Source organism: Mycobacterium sp. NGS51 (genome assembly GCF_059812525.1).
The window spans coordinates 51,379-74,305 of sequence record NZ_JCALCV010000024.1; the positions used below are offsets into that span (position 1 = coordinate 51,379).

Sequence of the window (22,927 nt, forward strand, 5' to 3'; positions counted from 1 at the left end):
CCGCCGAGCGACGTTCGACCTAGCGTCACGACGGAAACTGCCCCAGCCGACTGAATGTCAGAAGTGAGACGAGGCGTGACAGACACTGCCAAGACCGTTCAGGACCGCCGCCGGGAACTGTTGCGGACCCGGATCGCCCAAAGCGGCGTTGCGGCGCGCGAAACGGGCGAGCTTCGAAGCCTGCGCGCCGGGGAACGTTACCGGCTGTCGACCGGCCAGCGCCGGATGTGGTTTCTGCAGACCATGGATGCCGCTGATTCCACGCTGAACATCTGTGTCGCCTACCAATTGACCGGCGTGCTCGATGAGCCGCGCTTACAAGCCGCGTTGCGCGAAGTCGTTGCGCGCCACGCTATTTTGCGAACCACCTATGGGGTTGCCGGCGACGGCGAGCCGTATCAGGAGTTCCGTGATGATGTCGAGATCCCATGGGACATGCACGATTTTGCCGACGTTGCAGAAACGGATCGGCAGCAGCGCATCGCGGCGCTGACCCGAGCCGAGTTCGGCAGGCCGTTTGATCTCGCGAACGAACTCCCGTTGCGGGTCACTCTGCTACGGACCGGCCCGGACGAGGCGGTGCTGCTTCTCGTCGTGCACCACATTTGTTGGGACGACGACTGTTGGGATCTTTTCTTCAACGAATTGAGCGCTGCGTATAACGATCACCAACTCGGCAGCGCACCGCCACAATACGTCGCCGTCGAGGTGCTCGAGGACCCAGCCGAACCGGGCGAGGATGACATCGAGTATTGGCGAAACTCGTTGCAGCCGTTGCCGGAACCGGTCGAGCTTCCCGGGCCTGTTGCCGCCGACCCGTCGCGTCGCGCGGAACGTCGAACCCGAGCCGTGCCGGCCGGCCTGTTCGAGCGGGTCGAAACATTTGCTCGCCAACACTCGACATCGCCGTTCACGGTGTTGCTGGCGGCTTTCGGTGTGCTCACTCGACGTTACAGCGGCGCCCCAGACTTTCTGATCGCCGTCCCGGTTACCGACCGCCGCGCAGCCGCCCGGCATGCCATCGGTTACTTCGGGAACACGCTGTTATTGCGGATCGCTCCACGGCCGCACGGTGATTCGTTCGGCTCATTCGTCGACACGGTCCGCGAAACGTGTCTCGGCGGCTTCGCGCACCAGTCCGTCGGTATCGACCGCGTGGTCAGCGAGGCAAATCCGGAGCGGACGGCGGGACGCGACGGGATGGACCATCTGGTCCGACTCGGCTTCAGCATGCGCAAAAGTGCAGGCGGCTTCGCGCTGGACAACGTCGTTGTGCGACAACTCGAGCTCGGCGCGGTCACCGCGCCCGTCCCGCTCGCCATGACAATCGTGGTCGAGCCCGAGGGCGTGTTGAGCGAGATCGAGTATCAGGCCGATGTGCTGTCCGACGCATTAGTCGATCAGATGCTGACCCATTACCTACGGCTGCTGGACAACGCGCTGAACGAGCCGGCGAATCGCGTCACCAGTCTGGACATGCTCGGCCCGGGCGAGCGGGCTGCCGTGCTGGCGCAATCGCACGGCGAGCTTGTCGCCACGCCGCCCACCACGATCGTCGCCATGCTCGAATCGCCTGCCGCTGCAGCGCCCGACGCCGTCGCATTGGTTTCCGGCGACGCCGAGCTGAGCTATGCCGAACTGCACCGGCGCGCGAATCGCTTGGCGCGCTGGCTTATTGACAAGGGAGTCGGCGCAGAAGACATCATCGGTTTGCGGATGGGCGCATCGATCGAGTTCATCGTCGCGGCGCTTGCCGTCCATAAGGCCGGCGCGGCGTATCTGCCTATCGATCCGGCCTACCCGGGTGACCGCATCGAGTACCTCACCACCGACAGCTGTCCCCGCATGGTTCTCGGGCAGCAACAGCTTCTCGCTGCCGAGGCGGCCGCTGCGCAATTGTCGGACGCCACGATTACTGACGCAGAGCGGGTTTGCCCGCTGCACCCCGACCAGTTGGCTTATGTCATCTACACTTCCGGCTCCACTGGACAGCCCAAAGGCGTGGCTGTCTCACATCACGCGATCGCCGACCACATCGCCGGCTTTATCGCCGAGTGGAGCATGACCGGCGACGACCGGCTGTTGCAGTCGTCGTCGGTGAGCTTCGACGCGTCACTGCCGGAGATTTTCATGACGTTGTCGGTTGGCGCCCGGCTGATTGTGCCCCGGCCCGACGCCTTCGGAGACATCGATTACATCGCCGATCTGATTGCTCGCCACCGCATCACGGTCGTACACATGGTGCCCTCCCTGCTCAGCACGCTTCTGCTGCTGCCGCAGGCCACACAATGGCGCCAGTTGCGTCACGTCCCAGTCGGAGGTGAAGCACTGCCGGGGCAGGTGGCCGACGAGTTCGCCACCTACTTCGACGCCGAACTGCGTAACCACTACGGCCCGACCGAGGCGGTGGTCTGCTCCACGCACAAACTGGTAGACCGGTCGTACGGAACCGGCGTGGTACCGATCGGCGTGCCGAACCGCAATGTCTACACCTATGTACTCGATCACGAGTTGCAACCGGTGCCCGCCGAGGTGGTCGGCGAACTTTACCTCGGTGGTGTCCAACTCGCCCGCGGCTACCTTGGGCGAGCGGGCTTAACGGCCCAACGGTTCATCGCCGACCCCTTCAACCCCGGGATGCGGCTGTATCGAACCGGCGACCTGGTCCGCCGCAACATCGCCGGAGAGCTGGAGTTCGTCAGCCGGGCCGACGAACAGGTCAAGGTGCGCGGTTTTCGTATCGAACCCGGCGAAGTCGAGTCCGCCATCGCGTCGCACCCCGCGGTGCAACAGTGCCTCGTCCTCGTCACCGACACCGAACAGGGGCCGGTGTTGGCCGCATACGTGGTGCCACGAGTCCAGCTCAACCTCGACGAGCTGCGTGCACACGCCGCAAAGCTGCTGCCGGAATACATGCTGCCCAACGCGTTTGCGCTAATCCCGGAAATCCCGGTAACCGTGAGCGGAAAGCTGGACAAGCGTGCGCTACCGCCCCCGACGCCGATTGCGGCGCGCGCCTACCGTGCGCCGGCCACGCCCACCGAGCGCCGCATCTGCGCGATCTTCGCGGGATTGTTCGGCTGCGAGCGAGTGAGCGCCGAAGACTCGTTCTTCGAATTGGGTGGCCACTCACTGCTGGCGGCCCGGCTGGTCGCCCAGATCCGGGCGGAATTCGGCGTGGAACTCGTCGTCCGCGCCGTCTTCGACACCCCGACGCCGGCCGGGCTGGCGGCTCGGCTGGTGGAGCAGTTCCGTGCGGAGTTCGACATCGACCTCGACGCGACGGATTTCGACGACACGCTCGATGATGCGGCGCCGGCATCGCGTTCGGGACGCCCGGAGCTTGTCGCATCGGCGCGCCCGCAGCGGATTCCGTTGTCCTATTCCCAGCTCGCCGCGTGGTTCCAATATCGGATGGACGGCGCGCGTGACGCTTTCAACATGCCGTTCGCGCTGCGCTTCAGCGGTCCACTCGACACCGCCGCAATGGCGGCGGCGCTCAATGACGTGGTGGCCCGCCACGATGCGCTGCGCACGAATTTCGCCGAACACGACGGGGTTCCCTACCAGTTCGTGCATCCCACCGTGCAGCTGGAATTACCGATCCGCAACGTCGGAGCGGAGCAGCTCGACGACGTGATCGCTGAGCTGCGCCGCGACGTGCTGTCACCGGAGACCGGGCCGCTGCTGCGGGCTATCTTGGTGCGGATCGACTCGGATACCCACGTGCTGTTCGTGATCATTCACCACATTGTCAGCGACCACACATCACTGGGCGTCATCTACGACGACCTCGTCACGGCCTACCGCGCTCGGGTGGGCGGCCAGCCGCCGCAATGGACGCCGTTGCCCATCCAGTTCGTGGACTACGCCCTGTGGCAACGGCAGGCATTCGATGCACCGAGTGAGTGGGGACAGACCGAGGTCGACTATTGGCGCGGCGCCTTGGCCGGCTTGCCCGACGAGATGGCGATAGTGCCCGACCGGGAACGTCGGCCGATCCTTGGAAAGCCGGGAGAGGTCGTGACTTTCACGCTGTCGGAGGCGCAGCGTTCGGCTCTTACCCGGCTTGCCGAGCAGAACGGCGCCACCGAGTTCATGGTGTATCAGGCCGCGATTGCGGTGCTGGTGCACAAGCTCGGCGGCGGCACAGACATCGCGCTGGGCAGCCCGGTCGCGTCGCGAGTCGAAGCGGCCACCAGCAACCTGGTCGGTCTCTTCGCCAATATGGTGGTGCTGCGCAACGACCTGTCCGACAATCCGAGTCTGCGCGCGATGGTCGCCCGCAGCCGCGATACGGTGCTCGATGCGTTCGCGCATCAGGAAGTCCCCATCGAACGCCTGGTTGAGGCGGTGAAACCGGTGCGCACCCGTTTCCGGAACCCGTTGTACCAGAATGCGGTTCATTTCCGTGGCGAGGATTGGGCACTGACTCCACGCCACCTGACCGACGCCGGGCACACCACCGTGGTAGCGCTTCCGATGGATTTCGACGTCTCGCTGCTGGATCTCGACATCGGCATGACCGTGACGACGTACGGGGAACTCGATGTGCGGGTGGTCGCCAACGCCGATCTTTACCAGCCGCAAACCGTTCGGCTCATCGCCGATGCGCTCAAAGCTGCGCTTGAAGCCTTTGCGACGACGCCGGATTGCCCGGTATCGACCGTGGAGTTGCTGCCGGCGGCTGCTCTGGAGAAGCTCCTCGCGCCACCGATCGCCGCCGCCACCGGTCCATCCCAACCGGCCATCGGCGGCTCGGAGGAAACCGAGCGGCTGTTGATCACGCTATTGGAGGAGTTGCTCGACATCACCGGCGTCGACCGCGACGACAACTTCTTTGCGCTCGGGGGTGACAGCATCATTTCCATCAAGTGGTCGGCCCAGGCGACGGCGCAGGGACTGGCTCTGACACCGGCAATGGTGTTCGAGCACATGACCATCGGAGAGTTGGCCGCCGCGGTCGATGCCGCCACGCTCGCCGATCAGCCTGTGGCCCACGGCGAACCAGTGCAGAAGCGGGAGTACACGCCGATGAGCACGTCCGGGTTGAGTGCCGATGCGTTGGCCGAGTTGACGGCGGCGTGGCAAGAGCAATCGTGACGACCACGCCGCCGCAGATCGAGGACGTGCTGGCCCTCAGCCCGCTGCAAGAGGGCTTGTTCGCCTTGTACCGGCTGGCCGAGGACGGCGTCGACCTGTACAGCATGCAGTTCGTGGTCGACATCGACGGCCCGGTTGACGTCGCATTGCTGCGCCGCAGCGCCGCCGCCATGCTGGTTCGGCACCCGAACCTGCGGGCCGCATTCTGGGATCGGGGCGTGCCCAAGCCGGTGCAGATCGTGCCGGTCGAGGCGGAATTGCCGTGGTCGGAACGCGTTGCGCTGCCAACCGAATTCGAGTCGATTGCGCGATCCGAGCGGCGACGCCGGTTTGACCTGAGCCGGGGTCCGGCGCTGCGGATCGTCTTGCTCACGGTGCCGGGGGAGTCACGACGGCGGATGATCTTCACCGCCCACCACATCCTGGTGGACGGCTGGGCGCTGGCGGTGTTCTTCACCGAGATGCTCGCCGTGTATCGGGCCGGCGGATTGCTGGCCGCGCTACCGGCCGCGCGCCCGTATCGCGACTACATCGTCTGGCTGGCCGAGCAGGACAAGGCGGCCGCGTTCAACACCTGGTGTGAGTATCTCGCGGGGGTCTCCGGGCCACTCATGGTGGCCGAAGGCACCGTCGTCGCGGGTGATGCGGTGCCGGAGAAGGCAACCCTGCTACTGTCCGCAGCCGATACCGCGCGCCTGCGCCACTGGAGCAGCAGTTCCGGCATCACGTTGGGTACCGCGGTCCTGTTCGCCTGGGCCGTCGTCCTCGGCAGAATCACCGACCGCCGCGACGTCGTGTTCGGCACCGTCGTCTCCGGACGTCCCGAGAACTTGCCCGGGGTGGACACCATGGTCGGGCTTTTCATCAATGCCGTGCCGGTGGTACATCAGTTGCGCAACACGACATCCGTGGTCGAGCAATGCATCCGGTTGCAGCGCGAACTGTCGGCAATGCGTGACATCGGGTATTTCAGCCTCTCGGAACTGCAGCGCCAGTACGGCCAGGGCCCCCTGTTCGACAGCCTGTTTCTATTCGAGAATGCGCCCATCGAGGACGCCATCACAACGGTCACCGAAGCCGACGGCACCCGCTTTACCCCGGTGGAGATGGAAAGCCTGACCCACTATCCGTTGACCGTGGTGTCGCATCTGCACGACGACGCCCTGGTGGTGGTTGTCGAGGCGATTCGCGCTGCGCTTCCGCATCTTCCGGCCGCCGAGATCGCCGAGCGAGTACTCGTCGTGTTGCGCCAACTTCCCGATGTCGGCGACGGCGGCCCGGACGCACTGGACGTTCTCACCCCGGCCGAGCGCATCGAATGCGCCGACGTCGCCGCATTGTCGATACCCACTCCGGTCGAAACGGTCTGGGAGATGTTCCAACGGCAGGTGTCCGCGACTCCGGACGCGCCGGCCTTGACTGCCGGAAGCGGTGAGCGTTACAGCTATGCCGAACTTCATGCCGAAGCGAGCCGGTTGGCGGGTGAGTTGATTGCCAACGGTGTCGGACCGGAAACAGTTGTCGCACTTGTGCTGCCGCGCTCACCCCGATCCATCATCGCGATTCTGGCGGTGCTGGCCGCCGGCGGCGCCTATCTGCCGGTAGACGTCACGCTGCCTGCAGTGCGCATCACGTCGATGCTGCGCCAAGCCGACCCGATATTGGCGATCACCGAACTGGCCTGCGCCGAGCTGCTCGAAGCCGGGTTGCCCGCGTTGCTTCTCGACGAGACCGCAGCGGCCCAGCGCATTTCGCGGCTCCCAGCCGTCGCACCGACGATACGTCGTCACCCCGGGCACGCCGCGTACGTCATCTTCACGTCCGGATCCACTGGGGAACCCAAAGGAGTTGTCGGCACCAACGCTGCGCTCCTCAGCTACTTCACCGACCACCGCGACCGTGTCTACCGGCCGGCACGGGGCCGGCTGAACCGACCGCTGCGGATCGCGCACGCCTGGTCGTTCAGCTTCGACGCATCGTGGCAGCCGATGGTCGGCCTGCTCGACGGTCACGCGCTGCACCTGTTCGACGCCGAGGAGATACGCGACGCCGACCTGCTGGTGCGCGGAATAGCCGCGCACCGGATCGACATGATCGATACGACGCCATCGATGCTTGTCCAACTTCGCGCCGCCGGGCTGTTGGACTGCAACCTTTCAGTCTTGGCATTGGGCGGCGAAGCGATCGATACCGCGTTGTGGGACCAGCTGCGCGCGCTGTCGCCGGCCGCGGTCTACAACTGCTATGGCCCCACCGAAACCACGGTCGAAGCGGTGGTGGCAGCGGTCGGTGAATTTAGAACACCGGCAATCGGCACCGCCAATGCCGGAACCTGCGGCTACGTCTTGGATTCGGGCTTGCGGATGGTCCCCAACGGCGTCGTCGGTGAGCTCTACCTGTCCGGCGCCCAATTAGCGCGCGGTTACGTCGGCAAGGCGGCGATGACGGCGGCTCGGTTCGTGGCGGACCCCTTTCGGCCCGGCCGGCGCATGTACCGCACCGGGGACGTGGTTCGCCGGCTCGCCGATGGCGCCTTCAGCTATCTGGGTCGCGGCGACACGCAAGTCAAGATCCGTGGCTACCGCGTCGAAATCAGCGAGATCGAGGCGGCGCTGCGCAGCCTGCTCGAGGTGCACGACGCTGCGGTGTCAGTACTTCGTCGTTCCGGTAGCACCCAGCTCGTGGGATTCGTTGTGTGGCAGGACGACGCGGAGGGCAACCCGGTTCGTGTGCGGGCCACGCTCATCCAGCGTTTGCCGCTGTACATGGTTCCGGCGCGGATCGTCGCAGTACCTCAGTTGCCGGTGAACGCCAACGGCAAGCTGGACGGCCATGCGTTGGATCGGCTGGCCGAAGATGCGCTTGCCTGTGTCGCCGAAGATGGTGCAGCGTCGGCGTCCACCGACACCGAACGGCTGCTGTGTGAGGTATTCGAAGAGCAGTTCAACGGGGTGACGCCACACGTCGACGAGGACTTTTTCACCCTCGGGCTCGACAGCATTGTGGCGATCTCGCTGGTGCACAAGGCTCAGCGGCGCGGCCTTATGGCAAGTCCACGGATGGTGTTTGCCTGCCCCACAATTCGCCAACTCGCAGCGGCCATCGACGAGGCGGTGAGCTCGGCAGCTCCCGTCGAGGGTGACGAATACGGTGAGGTGCTGCCGCTGCCGATGGTGTCCTGGCTGTACGAGTACGGTGCCTACCGCCGCTTCACCCATACAGTTTTGCTTCGGCTGCCCGACGATATCGACGAATCGTCCATCGAGTCGATGCTGCAATTGCTGCTCGACGGACACGACACACTGCGATCGGTTGTGGCCGAAACGCCCGACGGGCCACGCCTGGTCACCCGTGAACCAGGCTCGGTCCATGCGGGCGACGCGCTGACCACCGCGGACTTGTCGGGCATGACCGGAGAGGAATTCAGTTCGGCCATCACGCATTACGCCCGCAAGGCCAATGACGAAATCGACCCGCACGGGGGTGCGATGGTGCGGGCGGTATGGCTCTCCGGCGCCCGGGAGCAGGTACTGCTCATCAGCGCCCACCACTTGGCGGTAGACGTGGTCTCCTGGCACATCATGCTGGGAGATCTTGTTGAGGCATGGCGGATGACGCAGTCGGGGGTGCCCCCGAAGACGCTGCCAGAGTTCACTTCCTATCGCCGTTGGTCGGAACTGATGTGGGAGCGGGCGGCGACGCCGGAGGTGTTGGCTCAGCGCGACTATTGGGCCGCGCAGGTCCACGATGCCGATCCGGCCTTGGGATCGCGGCATCCGGACCCCGTTCGGGACACCTGGTCCACCCTGCGCGTCACGCCGGTGATCACCCCGGTTGATGTCACCGCGCAGGTGTTGTCCAGATTGGTCAGGGCCGAAGGCATGCGCGAATTCCTGTTGGCCGTGGCCGCTATGACCGTGGCGAGTTGGCGGCGGGCACGGCAGCAAGATCCCGGTGCGGGGGCGCTGGTCGCCCTGGAGGGGCATGGTCGGGCGGATACCGTGCTGGACACCGACACCACCAACACGGTCGGCTGGTTCACCACGGCGTTCCCAGTGCGCATCGGCGCGGGTGCGGCTGGGCTCGACGTCGAGCAGGCAGAGAACGATCCCGATGCGGCCGCAGCGTTGTTCGAGTCGGTAGCAGCGCAGTTGCGGGCGATCCCGAACGAGGGCCTGGATTACGGTCTGCTCCGTTACATCGCGCGCATCCCCGAGGTGCAGGCCGAACCCCAGATCCAGTTCGGCTATCTGGGCCGGCTGGACCTCGGTGGTGTCAGCGACCAGCCATGGTCGCTACTCACCGAACCGCATATCACTGCGCTGCCGATCGACCCCGAACCCGATCTGCCGCTGCGTTTCGCGCTGAACATCAGCACCCTGGTCGGCACTACCGAAGACGGCTCACAACTGATCACCAACCTGCGCTGGAGCGATGCGCTGTTCGCCATGTCCGACATCGACCTGCTGGCAGAATTCTGGCAGCGCGGCGTGGCGGCCCTCGCGGCTGGCTTGGAAAGAAGGGACCGGCATGGCGCCGCGGCAGAGTTTGCCCGACGGTGAGCGGATCCACCGGGACGACATCAGGGCTACCGTTGCGGCCCAACTCGAATGCCCGGCCGCAGACATCGCCGACGACGACGACCTGATCCAGCTCGGCCTGAACTCGATCCGAATGATGGCCCTGGCAGGAGGGTGGCGCAAACGTGGCGCCGACATCACCTTCGCCCAACTTGCCGCCAGCCCGACAGTGGAATCCTGGCACGCGCTGCTCGGCGTGGACGAGACGGAAAGCGCCGCCGAGCCGGTCGCGGTTGACGCGGTCGTCGCCGCAGATGACGAAAACGCCCCGTTCCCACTGGCCGCCATGCAGCACGCGTACTGGATCGGTCGCTCCGATGACCAGCGGCTCGGCGGCGTGGCCGCCCACCTCTACGTCGAATTCGACGGCGGGACAGTAGATCCGGTACGCCTGGAGCAGGCCGTGTCTGACCTCGTCGCCATCCACCCGATGCTTCGCACCCGATTCCGGCCCGACGGGACCCAGCAAACCATGCCCCGGCCCGGGCGGCCGGTGTTCGCCGTGGTGGACCTGCGCGGGCAGCCCCCCGACGCCACCGCAGCCACGCTGACGGAGTTGCGCGACGGTAAAACTCACCAGCGCCTGGCCATCGAAGACGGTCAAGTCTTCGACGTCGCATTGACGTTGTACGACGAGAACCGCAGCCGGCTGCATCTGGACGTCGACATGCTGGCCGGTGATGCCATGAGTTACCGCGTACTGGTGTCCGAGCTCGCTGAGCTGTACCGGGGCGCAACGCTGACGACGCCCGGCTACAGCTACCGCCGGTATCGAACCGAGCACACCACAGACAGCGCCGCATGCGACGGTGACCGGCAATGGTGGCAGCAGCGGCTACCCGCCATGCCCGGCGCACCGGAACTTCCCACGCTCGCCGGTGGCGACGACGCGGCGTCGCATCGCACTGTGCGCCACGAACACTGGCTGGAACCGGCCGCCAAGCAGCGCCTGATGGTCGGGGCCCACCAGCGCGGGGTCACGCCGGCGATGGCGGTGGCGGCCATCTTCGCCGACGCCATCGGCGGCTGGACCGCCCAGAGCAGATTCTTCTTGAACGTTCCGCTGTTTCAGCGCCACTCCGTCCATCCCGACATCGACCGGGTGATCGGAGACTTCACCTCATCGGTCATGCTGGAAGTCGATGTCTCCGAAAACATGTCGGTAGCGAACCGGGCCCGGGCCATCCAGCGCCGGATGTACGAAAGCGCAAGCCACTCCGCGTATTCGGGACTCGATGTGCTGCGAGATCTGGCCAGACATCGCGACGAGCCGGTGCTTGCCCCGGTCGTCTTCACCAGTGCCCTCGATCTTGGTGAACTGTTCGCCGACAACGTCATCGAGACCTTCGGCGACCCGGTGTGGATTGTGTCGCAGGGCCCCCAGGTGTTACTCGATGCCCAGATCACCGAGCTGCGCGGTGGTTTGCTGGTCAACTGGGACGTCCGAGAGTCGGCTTTTCCGCCGGGCCTGATCGACACCATGTTCGCCAGGTTCACCGACGCGATCGAACGGCTCACCGAGAGTGATGCAGGCTGGGACGCAAATGCAGTACTGCGCTTGCCCAGCGACCAGGCGCAAGTTCGGGCAGCGGTCAATGCGACTGCCGGCCCGGTCAGCGGTCGGTGCCTGCACCAGGGCTTCTTCGAAAACGCTGCGGCCACACCCGATGCGACCGCCGTGGTATGGGGCGTCGGCGAAGATGCCGGCGCATGGAGCTATGCCGAACTCGCCGAACGCTCACTGGCCGTTGCCGGGGCGCTGCATGCCTGCGGTGTGGGGCCCGGGGACACGGTCGCTGTTCAGCTCCCCAAAGGTCGCGACCAGATATTGGCGGTGCTCGGGATACTTGCGACCGGGGCGGCCTATCTGCCGATCGGATTCGATCAGCCAGCGGCACGGCGCGCCAAGATACTTCAGACCGCGGACGTCACCGCGGCGCTTACTTGCGCGGGCGCAGAGATGGGCGCGTCGATTCCGTGCCTGGCCATCGACGACGCGCGCAACTATCCCGCGCCGTTGTCGGCGCCGGTCTTCACCGACGTCGACGAAATCGCCTACGTGATTTTCACCTCCGGCTCGACGGGCTTACCCAAGGGAGTGGATGTCCGCCACCGCGGGGCGATGAACACGATCGACGCCGTCAACGAGTGGTTCGAGGTCGGCAGTGTCGATCGGGTACTCGCGCTGTCTGCGCTCGAATTCGACGCATCGGTCTACGACATCTTCGGCATGTTGTCGGCGGGTGGCTCGCTGGTTGCTGTCGATTCCGAGCAACGGGCCGCAGCCACCACCTGGGTGGAGTTGCTGCGCCATCACCGGGTGTCGATCCTCAACTGCGTACCCAGCATGCTGGACATGATCTTGGAGCTCGGCGGTGACCGACTGGGCGACTCGCTGCGGGCCGTCACCCTCGGCGGTGACTGGGTCGGCGCTGATCTGGCCCGCCGTCTGGCCAAGCAGGTGCCGGGGTGCCGGTTCGCCGGTCTCGGCGGCGCGACCGAGACGTCGATCCATCACACGATCTGCGAAGTGACCGGCGAACCACCAGCGCACTGGGCGACGGTGCCGTTCGGCATGCCACTACGCAATGTGCGGTGCCGGGTGGTTTCCCCCGCGGGCCGCGACTGCCCCGATTGGGTGCCCGGGGAACTGTGGGTGGGCGGCGCGAACGTCGCAGCGGGCTACCGTAACGATCCGCAGCGAACAGCGGAGCGTTTCGTCGAATACGACGGTATTCGGTGGTATCGAACCGGCGACATGGCCAGATACTGGCCGGACGGCACCATCGAGTTCCTCGGCCGGGCTGACGATCAGGTGCAGATCCGCGGCTACCGCGTCGAACTCGGCGAGGTGGAGAGCGCGCTGCGGGCGGTGCCCGGCGTGCGCCACGCCGTCGCCGCTGTGATCGGAGCCAACGCACCCACTTTGGTTGCCGCGGTTGTCGGAGACGCGGTCGACGTTGACGCTGTTGCCACGGCTGTCGCCGATGTGTTGCCGAGTTACATGGTTCCCAAGCGGATCGTGGACTTGGAACAGATTCCGTTGACGCCGAACGGAAAACTGGACCGTCGCGCGGTGAACAAACTACTCGAGCCGCAGGCCGCGGACACCCGAGACAGTGCCCCGAGCAACGACGTGGAGGCGGCGCTCGCCATGATCGTCGCTGAGGTACTGGGCGCGGATAGTGTTGGCGTACAACAGGACTTCTTCGCGATGGGCGGTGATTCAGTGCTGGCCACCACCGTGATCGCACGGGTGCGTGACTGGCTGGAAATCGATCACGCAGTGGTCGCCGACCTGTTTGCCGCACGAACCGCCGCCGGCTTGGCGCAGCGGCTGAATCAGCGTGAAGCGCAACGCGGTACACCAGACCGCCTCACGGTGATCGCGCGGGCCTACGTCGAAGTCGCTGCGCTGACCGATGAGCAGGTTCTCGCCCAGGAATGACCCGACATGATCAGGTCGGCCCGGGAGAGCCGATGATGATACTGCCGACGCTGCATTCCTGTCGCTCGTCGACCCCGGTAGCCGCCACAAACGCCGCGGTGTCACCGAAGCCCTGGGCACACGCACCAAGGCCCATCGCGGTGGCGACCAGATAGATCGTCTGCATCAGCACGCCGACATCCTTGAGAATGGCTGCGTAGCCGATCTGTTCGTAGGTCCACATGATGCGACCGCACCGCGCCGCCATGACGATGAGCACCTGGGGCTCGGCGCCACCGGTCAGCGTCGCCGAAGCTGGTTTGACAAGCGCAGACACCGCTTTCGAATCCAGGCCGGCCACTGGGCGCAGCGCATGGTCAAAGGAATCGTAGTGATACATGCCCGGCGGTAGTTCGGCGACATTCCGCACCACCGGGTACAACTCGAGTTCGTAGATCCCGCCACCGGATGGGTATGGCCGGGACAGGAGTTCCTCACCCAGGCCGACCGGCTGAGTGCGCCGCGTCCGCGCCGTGCGGTAGAGCAACTCGGCGAGTTGCTCGGCGGTGATCGGACGAGCGTCATCGAATGTCCGCGTCGAAACACGGTCCTCGAGAACGGCTGTCAGCGTCGGGTCGTGAGCTCGTTTGACCGTCAGGTCGGGGACGAACAGCGCGATCGGTTCACCGGGATAATCCGGCCTACGCGCGGCAGGCTGCGGAAATCGATCCTTGGCCCACTTGGTCGGACCGAAATGCTCCCAGGTGACGGTGCGTTCGCCGAGTGTGCTGCGGCGGTGGAACCACAGATCCGGTGTGCTCCAGCTGAGGGACTCGAAACTGCGGTCCTCCTCACTCGCCGGAGGCAGGAAGCCGCACCAGTGCAGGTCCTCGATGAATCGCGAGACGACGCCAGGCGGTAACCCCGGTTCGGCTGCGGAAGTTTCGTCGAGCAAGCCGAGCAGCCGTGCGTCGTGGATCCGCAGATCACACCATGCGAGCGGGTGCTCGAGAATGAAACCATCCGAATCGCGATGCAGTACCGCGAATTTCGAGAGCACGCCAGTACCCGGCGACTGTGGTTCGGATCGCGGCGCGGGTCGCCCGAACGGCAGAATGGAGTACAGCTCGCTCCCGGCGTCGCGCACCGCGATGGTCAGCCAGCCGCCGGCGATGAGCTGATCGATCAGTGTGTCGGCGTCGCCGCCGTCTGCCGGCGTCGATATCTCCGAAACCGTTGCCGGACCCAGGTTCAGAGTCTTGAGCGCCCGCAGCTGACTCGGAGACAATCGGGGCAGCTTCTCGCTGCGGGGCGGGTTCAGCAGCACAGCTCCCGCGGGGGTGGTCACGCAGGTGACGCCGGGACGGAACGCATATGTTGTCTGCTCGGGGTAACTGATCGCGGGCCCTTTCGCTTCTTTCCGGCGGCTCACCGTGCCGAACTCCCGAGTCTAAGCCAGGCTTAACCGCGGGTCAGGCCGTGCTTGAGCTGCGATGTAACGCAATCGGCCGCAAATGCGACACACCAGTATCAGTGCCTATGCCGACCGAAGGAACAGCTATGACCGTGAAAGCCCTCGCCGCTGGTGCGGCAGCCGTCGCCGCAATCGGAGCCGCCGCCGCCGGCGTGACGTCCGTTGCGTTCAGCACCCCCGCTGGAGCGCAGGTTCAGCCCGTCGTCTTCAGCGCGCCGCTGCCCCAGGACCAGACCGCAAGCCTGCCGACCGCCGGTCAGCTGACCAGCGTCTTGAACAGCCTTGCCGACCCCGGCATTCCGTTCGGGAACAAGTCCGGGCTGGTTGAAGGCGGGATCAGTCCGACAGAGGCTCACATGGCTGACCACGCACTGCAAAAGGCCGCCAAGAAGGGGCAATTGCCGTTGTCCTTCAACATCTCGAACATCCAACCGGCGGCCGCCGATGCGGCTACCGCTGACGTGGCAGTTTCGGGTCCCAAGTTCACCGCGCCGGTCACCCAAAGCGTCACATTCGTCAATCAGGGCAGCTGGATGCTGTCGCGCGACTCGGCGATGTCGCTGCTGCAGGCCGCCTCGGGGCACTGATCTCGTCGCGACCCAGTTTCCGTGAGCGTGCGTGTTTGCACGGCAACACGGCTCGTGATGCCCGTATCATTTGTGCACCCTCGCGGCACGAAAGGACCAGCTATGACCGTGAAAGCCCTTGTCACCGGTGTGGCGGCGGTGGCCGCAATCGGCACCGCGGCCGGCGGCGTGGCCGCCTTGGCAAACACGCCCGCTTCCGTTCACGTACAACTCGCCGCCATCGGAGCTCCGCTTCCGCTGGACCCGCCGCCCGCTGCGCCGGAAGACGTGCCGACCGCTGACCAGATAACCAACCTGTGCAACCAGGTGACCAATGCCGGCGTGTCATACACGACCAAGCAGAACCTGGTGCAGGGCGGCATCAGTCCAAACGAGGGTCACGTGGCCGACCATGACCTGAGAAAGGCCTACCGCAACGGCAACTTTCCGGAGCAGTTCGCTGTGACGAATATCCAGCCGGCCGGCCCCAATGCGGCCACCGCCGACGTGGCCATCTCGGGTCCGAAGTTCGCCGGGCCGGTCACCAAGCAGCTCGCGTTCGTCAACGAGGGCGGCAACTGGATCCTGCAGCACGACGCCGCGATCGCACTGGTGCAGGCGGCCACGGCTACCAATTGACGCAGCGCGGGCCGCGGGCGAATCAGGCGGTTAGCGCGCTGAGGTCGATCCGCGCAATGCGCGCCGGGTCGGCCAGCACGTCGATCGCGGTGATACGTCCACCGCGCACCACGAATCCCATGATCGCGGCCGGCTGACCGGCCACGAAGATCACCGCTCCGGCGGCGCCGTTGACGGTGGCGGGGCGCGCTTCCCGCTCCGCGGCGGCGTAACCCCGCGCCAGACCGGCCACTGCCGACGCGCCCCGCACCGAGCGGGATTGGCCGGGGCCGAAGTCGCCGCGCAGCGCCACGTCCGGGTCGAGCACGGCGACCAGCCGGTCGAGATCGCCGGCGCGGCCGGCCGCGAAAAATGCGTCGACGACGGCGTTTTGGGCTTTGAGGTCGGTGTCGGGGTCTGGCGCCGCGTCCTGGATGCGCCGCCGTGCCCGGCTGGCCAGCTTGCGGGCGGCGTCCGTCGACCGGTCCACAATCTCCGCGATCTGGTCGAATGGCACCGCGAAGATGTCGTGCAACACGAACGCCAGCCGCTCCGCCGGCGGCAGCGTGTCCAGCACCACGAACATGGCCAGCCCGACCGCGTCGGCCAGCAGCGCCTGGTGTTCGGGGTCGAGCTCGCCGGGCGCGTCCACGATGGGTTCCGGTATGCCGGCGGGCAATTCATCATGGGTACGGCGGGCGCGCAAGCCGTTGAGGCAGATCCGTGCCACCACGGTGGTCAGCCAGGCGTCGAGGTTGGCGATACCGTCAACATCCGCACCGCTCAACCGCAGCCACGTCTCCTGCACCGCGTCCTCGGCGTCATCCACTGAGCCCAGCATCCGGTAGGCGAGCGCGGCCAGTCGCGGACGCGCCGCCTGAAAGCGCGCCGCCAGCGTCGCAGCTGCGGTCACGTGCCGGTCTCGGGCAACGCGCACACTCTGCCGTCGGAAAAGCCCGACGATCCGATGCCGAGCGCCAGATTGAACCTGGCCCGCAAGTTGCCCAGGTTGATGACATGGGTGAGCGCGACGAGTTGAGCGTTGTCGAAATGCGGTCGCAGCCTGTCGAATAGCTCGTCGCTCACCTCGACCGGTGTACGGCTGATGGCGGTGGCGTACTCGAGGATCAGCTTGTCCAGATCGGAGAAGCAGGTGGCGTTGCGATAGTCGGCCATCGCCAGCAGTTCCTCGTCGCTGATCCCCCAGCCGCGGGCGATCTGGGAGCCGAGATCGATGCAGTATTCGCAGCGCACCGTCGTCGCCGACTTGAGCTCGGCCAGCGCACGGTGACGGGGACTGAGGATGTCCAGCTTCGACTCCGCCAGCTCCAATCGGCCAATCGCGTTGAGCAACTTGGGGATATACGCATACATCTGCAGCGGTTCGAGCATGGTGGCGGTTTGGCGGCCGGTCATCTGCTTGAAACGCCGCTTGGTGAAGAAAAAGGCGATCTTCGCGCCCAGTCCGGCGTCGCGGTCCGAGACTCCGGCGATTCGTGGCATGGCGGTCCTCCTATCGAGCGGTCTCACCTACCTCGACACCGGCAGCCGCCAAAACGTGACCGGGTTGCTACGCGTGCTGGCCGACCACGTCCATGTCGAGCAGGCGCGCGTGCAACACGGTGCGATTACGCAGCGCTGCGCGTACCGCCCGGTGCAGCCCGTCCTCGAGGTAGAGGATCCCCCGCCACTTCACCGCGTGCGGGAACAGATCGCCGTAGAACGTCGAGTCCTCCGACAGCAGCCGGTCCAACGCCAGCACCGTCGTCGTCGTGACGAGTTCATCGAGCCGGATCTGCCGAGGGGGTATCCGAGACCAATCCCGATAGGACAGGCCATGGTCGGGATACGGCTTGCCCTCCCGAACTCCCTTGAAGATCATTCCCCGACCGACCTGGGCGCCCCGACCGACGTGAGCATGGTTGACAAGGCTAGTCGCGCGACGATCACCGTAAAATAGGCCGGGTCAGAAAGGTGATTGGGATGGGGACTGCCGACGAGCGTCGCTTCGAGGTGCTGCGCGCGATCGTCGCCGACTTCGTCGCCACCCAGGAGCCGATCGGGTCGAAGTCGCTGGTGGAGCGTCATAACCTCGGTGTCTCGTCGGCCACTGTCCGTAACGACATGGCGGTGCTGGAGGCCGAGGGCTACATCACCCAGCCGCACACCAGCTCCGGGCGGGTGCCCACCGAGAAGGGCTACCGCGAGTTCGTCGACCGGCTGGACGACGTCAAGCCGCTCTCGGTCGCCGAGCGGCGCGCCATCCAGGGTTTTCTGGAGTCCGGTGTGGATCTCGACGACGTGCTGCGCCGCGCGGTGCGCCTGCTGGCGCAGCTGACCCGTCAGGTGGCCGTCGTGCAGTACCCGACGCTGTCGACGTCGACCGTGCGGCATCTGGAAGTGATCGCGCTGACGCCGGCCCGGTTGCTGATGGTGGTCATCACCGACTCGGGCCGGGTGGACCAACGCGTCGTCGAGCTCGGCGACACCATCGACGATCATCAGCTGTCTCAGCTGCGAGAAATGCTCGGCCAGGCGCTGGAAGGCAAGAAGCTTGCGGCGGCATCGATTGCCGTCGCGGAGCTCGTCGGCCACCTGGACGGGCGGGGTGGGCAGTCCAACAGCCTGTCGGATGCCGTGGGCCGGTCGGCCACCGTGCTGCTGGAGTCGCTGGTCGAGCACCGGGAAGAGCGGCTGCTGCTGGGCGGGACCGCCAACCTGACCCGCAATACCGCTGACTTCGGCGGTTCGCTGCGGTCGGTCCTGGAAGCACTGGAAGAGCAGGTCGTCGTGCTGCGGTTGCTGGCGGCCCAGCAGGAAGCCGGCAAGGTGACGGTGCGCATCGGCCACGAGACCGAAGCCGAGCAGATGATGGGCACCTCGGTGGTGTCCACTGCCTACGGTTCGATGGACACCGTCTACGGCGGCATGGGTGTGCTGGGACCCACCCGAATGGACTATCCGGGAACTATCGCTAGTGTCGCTGCGGTTGCTTTGTACATCGGCGAAGTGCTGGGTGCTCGATAATTGCTGTACCCGAATGTTTGGATAGCCGCGTAAACGCGGCATAGGAGAGGTCAGGCGTGGCACGCGACTATTACGGTCTGCTCGGCGTGAGCACGAACGCGAGCGATGCGGAGATCAAACGCGCCTATCGCAAGTTGGCGCGCGAGCTGCATCCCGATATCAATCCGGACGAGGCCGCCCAGGCGAAATTCAAAGAGATCAGCGTCGCCTACGAGGTGCTGTCGGACCCGGAGAAACGGCGCGTCGTCGACATGGGCGGAGACCCGCTGGAAAACGCGGCGTCAGCCAACGGCTTCCCGGGTTTCGGCGGTCTTGGCGACGTCTTCGAGGCATTCTTCGGTGGTGGTGCCGCGTCCCGCGGACCGGTCGGACGAGTCCGGCCCGGATCGGATTCGCTGCTGCGGATGCGGCTGGACCTCGCCGAATGCGCGACCGGAGTCACCAAGCAGGTCACCGTCGACACTGCGGTGCTGTGTGACCGCTGTCAGGGGCGCGGCACCAACGGGAATTCGGCGCCGGTGGCCTGCGACACCTGCGGTGGTCGTGGTGAAGTGCAAAGTGTGCAGCGCTCGCTGCTGGGCCAGGTGATGACGTCGCGGCCCTGCCCGACCTGTCGCGGTGTTGGCGAGGTCATCCTCGACCCCTGCTACCAGTGCGGCGGCGACGGCCGGGTGCGGGCCCGGCGGGAGATCAACGTGAAGATCCCTGCCGGTGTCGGCGACGGCATGCGGGTTCGGCTGGCTGCTCAGGGCGAAGTGGGGCCTGGCGGGGGACCGGCCGGCGACCTGTACGTCGAGGTGCACGAGCACGCGCATGAGATTTTCGTCCGCGACGGCGACGACCTGCACTGCACGATCTCGGTGCCGATGGTCGATGCGGCGTTGGGCACCTCGGTGACCGTGGACGCGATTCTGGACGGGATCACCGAAATCACGATTCCGGCGGGCACCCAGCCCGGGTCGGTGACGACATTGCGCGGTCACGGAATGCCGCATTTGCGTTCCGGAGCGCGTGGCGATCTGCACGTCCACGTCGACGTTGTGGTGCCGGATCGACTCGACCACCGCGACTCCGAACTGCTGCGCGAGCTCAAGACCCGCCGCACCCGCGACGTGCCCGAAGTCCGGTCCACGCAGGGGACGGCCACCAGCGGACTGTTCAGCAGATTGCGCGAGACGTTCACCGGGCGCTGAGCGGCCCGTGGCCGGTCTGTTCTACGTCGAGTCGCTGCCGGAGATCGGCGCGCTGACTGTCCTCGGCGGGAACGACGGGTTTCATGCCGCGACAGTTCGGCGCATCCGTCCCGGCGAGGAGTTGCTGCTCGGTGACGGCGCCGGCGCGCTGGCCCGCTGTCAGGTGGAAGAGGCCGACCGCGGCGGGCTTTCCGCGCGGGTATTGGACCGCTGGAGTGTGGCGCCGGGGCGGCCGCCGGTGACGGTGGTGCAGGCGCTGCCGAAGGCTGAGCGCTCGGAGCTGGCGATCGAGCTGGCCACCGAGGCCGGCGCCGATGCTTTCGTGGCCTGGCAGGCCGCCCGCTGCGTGGCGCGCTGGGATGGTGCCCGGATCGAGAAGGGTCTGCGCCGTTGGCGCGCGGTCGCCCGATCGGCGGCCGGGCAGTCCCGCCGCGCTCATATCCCCGCGGTCGACGGCGTGTTGTCCACCGCGGGGTTGGTTGAGCGGGTGCGTGACGCGATCGCGTGCGGTGCAGTGGTGCTGGCGCTCCACGAGTCGGCGACCGAGCGACTGACGGAACTGGCTTTGGCGCAAGCGGATTCGCTGGTGCTGATCGTCGGCCCCGAGGGCGGGATTACGCCCGACGAGATCACTGCGCTGACCGACGCCGGTGCAGTGGCGGTCCGGCTGGGTCCGACCGTCTTGCGCACGTCGACAGCGGCCGCGGTGGCGTTGGGCGCGCTGGGCGTGCTGACGCCGCGGTGGCAATCGAGCTAGCCCGCCCGTGCCTTTCGCGCTTGGGCCATCACCGCGCGACCGCCCGGGAGGGCGCCGATAACCGTGCGCGCCAACTGGTTGCGGAGTCGTGCGTGGTCGTCCGGTGGGACGTTGCCGCGACGCAGGTCATAGGCGCCCACCGCCGCCCACAGCGCAGCGACGACCGCGTCGACTACACCGACGCGGACCCGACGGTGGTCGGCGACCGCCAGCGCAAGCGCGGTCAGCGAGTGCACGGCGTCCACCCAGACGCCGGCCGCCAGGATCTCCGGAGTCGGTTGGGTTCCCGACAACGATGCCTGCACGACTTGGCGTGCGCCCAAAATGCGGGTGATGACAATTGCCCTGCGATCGATCCGCACAGCGCGGGCCCGGGCCAGCACCGCACGCGGGGCGATCAGCAACGTCAGACCCCATCCGGCGCGCAGAAGCTCGAGATACCGAAAGTTCACGAACGATAAGCCCTATCCGATGAATGCGCGGTCGTCATAATCACAGCTTAAGCACCTGAAGGGAGCGTCCCTCATGCGTCAGGCCCACGATCTCAGCGCGATCTTCGACGAGCACGTGGCCGACGAGTTCGTCGCCAAGGACGTGGCCGCCACGATGGCCACCATGGTCGCCGAGCCGAACGTCAACCACGTCCCCACGATGATGGGCGGCGTCGGCGGTGCGGCGCTCACCGAGTTCTACACGAACTACTTCATCGGGCACTGGCCCGAGGACACCACGATCAGCCCCGTATGCCGCACCGTCGGCAGCGATCGCGTCGTCGACGAGATGATCATGTCGTTTACCCACGACATACCGGTGCCGGCTTTCCTGCCGAACGTGGCGCCTACCGGCCGTCCGGTGATGCTGCCGGTGGTGGTCGTGATGGGCATCGAGAACGGCAAGGTCGCCTACGAGCGCATCTACTGGGATCAGGCGTCGCTGCTGGCACAGATCGGCCTGCTCGACGACACCGAGCTGCCGATCACCGGCGCCGTGCAGGCACGAAAGGTGCTCGACCAGGACTTGCCGGCCAATACGCTGCTGTCGAAACCGCACACCGCAGACGAGGGACGGCCCCAGCGGTAGACTGGGACACCGAATCGACTGTCAAAACCGCAGAAAGCAGGCATCAGAAGCCACGTGACGCCCCGCGAGACCAACGCTGCTGACTCCCCGTCTTCGCAGGTTCGCAGCAGCATCGACGTTCCGCCCGACCTCGTCGTGGGCCTGCTGGGTTCGGCCGACGAAAACCTGCGGGCACTTGAACGAATCCTGACTGCCGACCTGCATGTGCGCGGCAACGCCGTCACCTTTTCCGGTGAGCCTGCCGATGTCGCGCTTGCCGAACGGGTGATCTCGGAATTGGTCGCGATCGTGGGGAGCGGTCAAACGCTGACGCCGGAGGTGGTGCGCCACAGTGTCGCCATGCTGGTCGGCACCGGCAACGAGTCACCAGCCGAAGTCCTCACCCTGGACATCTTGTCGCGCCGGGGCAAAACAATTCGCCCCAAGACGCTCAACCAGAAACGCTACGTCGACGCGATCGACGCCAACACCATCGTCTTCGGCATTGGCCCGGCCGGCACCGGCAAGACGTACCTGGCGATGGCCAAGGCGGTCAGCGCACTGCAGACCAAACAGGTCACCCGCATCATCTTGACTCGGCCGGCGGTGGAAGCCGGTGAGCGCCTGGGCTTTTTGCCGGGCACGCTGAGCGAGAAGATCGACCCGTATCTGCGGCCGCTCTACGACGCGCTCCACGACATGATGGATCCGGAGCTGATCCCCAAGTTGATGGCGTCCGGGGTCATTGAAGTCGCACCGCTTGCGTATATGCGTGGTCGCAGCCTCAATGACGCGTTCATCATTCTCGACGAGGCCCAGAACACCACCGGCGAGCAGATGAAGATGTTCCTGACCCGATTAGGCTTCGGCTCCAAAGTCGTTGTCACCGGCGACGTCACGCAGATCGACCTGCCCGGCGGCGCGCGATCCGGGCTGCGGGCAGCAGTCGGCATCCTCGAGGGCATCGACGACATCCACATCGCCGAGCTCACCAGTGCCGACGTGGTGCGCCATCGACTGGTTTCCGAAATCGTGGATGCCTACGCCAAGCACGAGGAGCCGGGCCTGACGCTGAACCGGTCCGCGCGGCGGGCGTCCGGCGGCCGCAGTCGCCGGTGACATC

General features: G+C 66.1%; 15 protein-coding genes. 10 read left to right on the top strand and 5 right to left on the bottom strand.

The features are described from left to right. Positions 1–75 precede the first annotated feature (75 nt). Genes AC5Y5W_RS22825 through AC5Y5W_RS22835 form a run of 3 tightly spaced genes read left to right on the top strand, consistent with a single transcriptional unit; the run spans position 76 to position 13,131 of the window. The gene (locus tag AC5Y5W_RS22825) at positions 76–5,103 is read left to right on the top strand and encodes an amino acid adenylation domain-containing protein (protein ID WP_500012933.1); all 5,028 of its coding nucleotides are present in this window, start codon (positions 76–78) and stop codon (positions 5,101–5,103) included. Then, positions 5,100–9,665, top strand: a complete 4,566-nt coding sequence (locus tag AC5Y5W_RS22830; RefSeq protein WP_500012935.1) for an amino acid adenylation domain-containing protein — start codon at positions 5,100–5,102, stop codon at positions 9,663–9,665. The genes AC5Y5W_RS22825 and AC5Y5W_RS22830 overlap by 4 nt, the downstream gene beginning before the upstream one ends. Next, positions 9,634–13,131 carry a non-ribosomal peptide synthetase gene (locus AC5Y5W_RS22835; protein WP_500012937.1) on the top strand — a complete coding sequence of 1,166 codons (3,498 nt, stop codon included), beginning with the start codon at positions 9,634–9,636 and terminating at the stop codon, positions 13,129–13,131. Before AC5Y5W_RS22830 ends, AC5Y5W_RS22835 begins: the two co-directional genes overlap by 32 nt. A 10-nt stretch (positions 13,132–13,141) precedes the next feature. Here AC5Y5W_RS22835 and AC5Y5W_RS22840 read toward each other — a convergent pair whose 3' ends face one another. Then, the gene (locus tag AC5Y5W_RS22840; protein ID WP_500012938.1) at positions 13,142–14,542 is read right to left on the bottom strand and encodes a SagB family peptide dehydrogenase; all 1,401 of its coding nucleotides are present in this window, start codon (positions 14,540–14,542) and stop codon (positions 13,142–13,144) included. A gap of 128 nt (positions 14,543–14,670) precedes the next feature. On the opposite strand from AC5Y5W_RS22840, the gene AC5Y5W_RS22845 reads away from it, so the two are divergent. Together AC5Y5W_RS22845 and AC5Y5W_RS22850 are read left to right on the top strand one after the other, a co-directional pair. After that, entirely contained in the window at positions 14,671–15,171 is a 501-nt protein-coding gene (locus AC5Y5W_RS22845) for an MTB12 family secreted protein (RefSeq protein ID WP_500012939.1), read from the top strand. 102 nt (positions 15,172–15,273) lie between these two features. Beyond that, entirely contained in the window at positions 15,274–15,789 is a 516-nt protein-coding gene (locus AC5Y5W_RS22850; RefSeq protein WP_500012940.1) for an MTB12 family secreted protein, read from the top strand. A 22-nt stretch (positions 15,790–15,811) separates the two neighbouring features. On the opposite strand, the gene AC5Y5W_RS22855 is transcribed toward AC5Y5W_RS22850, so the two are convergent. The 3 genes from AC5Y5W_RS22855 to AC5Y5W_RS22865 all read right to left on the bottom strand — a co-directional run bounded on the left by AC5Y5W_RS22855 (position 15,812) and on the right by AC5Y5W_RS22865 (position 17,650). Further along, positions 15,812–16,681: a sigma-70 family RNA polymerase sigma factor gene (locus tag AC5Y5W_RS22855; protein ID WP_500012941.1), complete on the bottom strand. Its 870-nt coding sequence runs from the start codon at positions 16,679–16,681 to the stop codon at positions 15,812–15,814. Next, positions 16,678–17,271: a carboxymuconolactone decarboxylase family protein gene (locus AC5Y5W_RS22860; RefSeq protein WP_500012943.1), complete on the bottom strand. Its 594-nt coding sequence runs from the start codon at positions 17,269–17,271 to the stop codon at positions 16,678–16,680. Before AC5Y5W_RS22860 ends, AC5Y5W_RS22855 begins: the two co-directional genes overlap by 4 nt. Positions 17,272–17,338: 67 nt before the next feature. After that, complete coding sequence (locus AC5Y5W_RS22865; RefSeq protein ID WP_499884319.1) at positions 17,339–17,650, bottom strand: type II toxin-antitoxin system VapB family antitoxin; 312 nt, start codon at positions 17,648–17,650, stop codon at positions 17,339–17,341. A 101-nt stretch (positions 17,651–17,751) separates the two neighbouring features. Between AC5Y5W_RS22865 and hrcA the strand changes: the two genes are divergently transcribed. Genes hrcA through AC5Y5W_RS22880 form a run of 3 tightly spaced genes read left to right on the top strand, consistent with a single transcriptional unit; the run spans position 17,752 to position 20,745 of the window. Next, entirely contained in the window at positions 17,752–18,795 is a 1,044-nt protein-coding gene (gene hrcA / locus AC5Y5W_RS22870; RefSeq protein WP_500012944.1) for a heat-inducible transcriptional repressor HrcA, read from the top strand. 56 nt (positions 18,796–18,851) lie between these two features. After that, on the top strand, positions 18,852–19,988 hold the full coding sequence (gene dnaJ, locus AC5Y5W_RS22875; protein WP_500012945.1) for a molecular chaperone DnaJ: 1,137 nt from the start codon (positions 18,852–18,854) through the stop codon (positions 19,986–19,988). Between the two features lie 7 nt (positions 19,989–19,995). Next, on the top strand, positions 19,996–20,745 hold the full coding sequence (locus AC5Y5W_RS22880; RefSeq protein ID WP_500012946.1) for a 16S rRNA (uracil(1498)-N(3))-methyltransferase: 750 nt from the start codon (positions 19,996–19,998) through the stop codon (positions 20,743–20,745). Here AC5Y5W_RS22880 and AC5Y5W_RS22885 read toward each other — a convergent pair. Further along, entirely contained in the window at positions 20,742–21,197 is a 456-nt protein-coding gene (locus AC5Y5W_RS22885) for a hypothetical protein (RefSeq protein ID WP_500012947.1), read from the bottom strand. The two genes, AC5Y5W_RS22880 and AC5Y5W_RS22885, sit on opposite strands and share 4 nt — an antisense overlap. Positions 21,198–21,270: 73 nt before the next feature. Here AC5Y5W_RS22885 and AC5Y5W_RS22890 point away from each other — a divergent pair, with 73 nt between their 5' ends. Next, the gene (locus AC5Y5W_RS22890) at positions 21,271–21,825 is read left to right on the top strand and encodes a nuclear transport factor 2 family protein (RefSeq protein ID WP_500012949.1); all 555 of its coding nucleotides are present in this window, start codon (positions 21,271–21,273) and stop codon (positions 21,823–21,825) included. A gap of 54 nt (positions 21,826–21,879) precedes the next feature. Then, positions 21,880–22,923, top strand: a complete 1,044-nt coding sequence (locus AC5Y5W_RS22895; protein ID WP_500012951.1) for a PhoH family protein — start codon at positions 21,880–21,882, stop codon at positions 22,921–22,923. Positions 22,924–22,927: the final 4 nt, after the last annotated feature.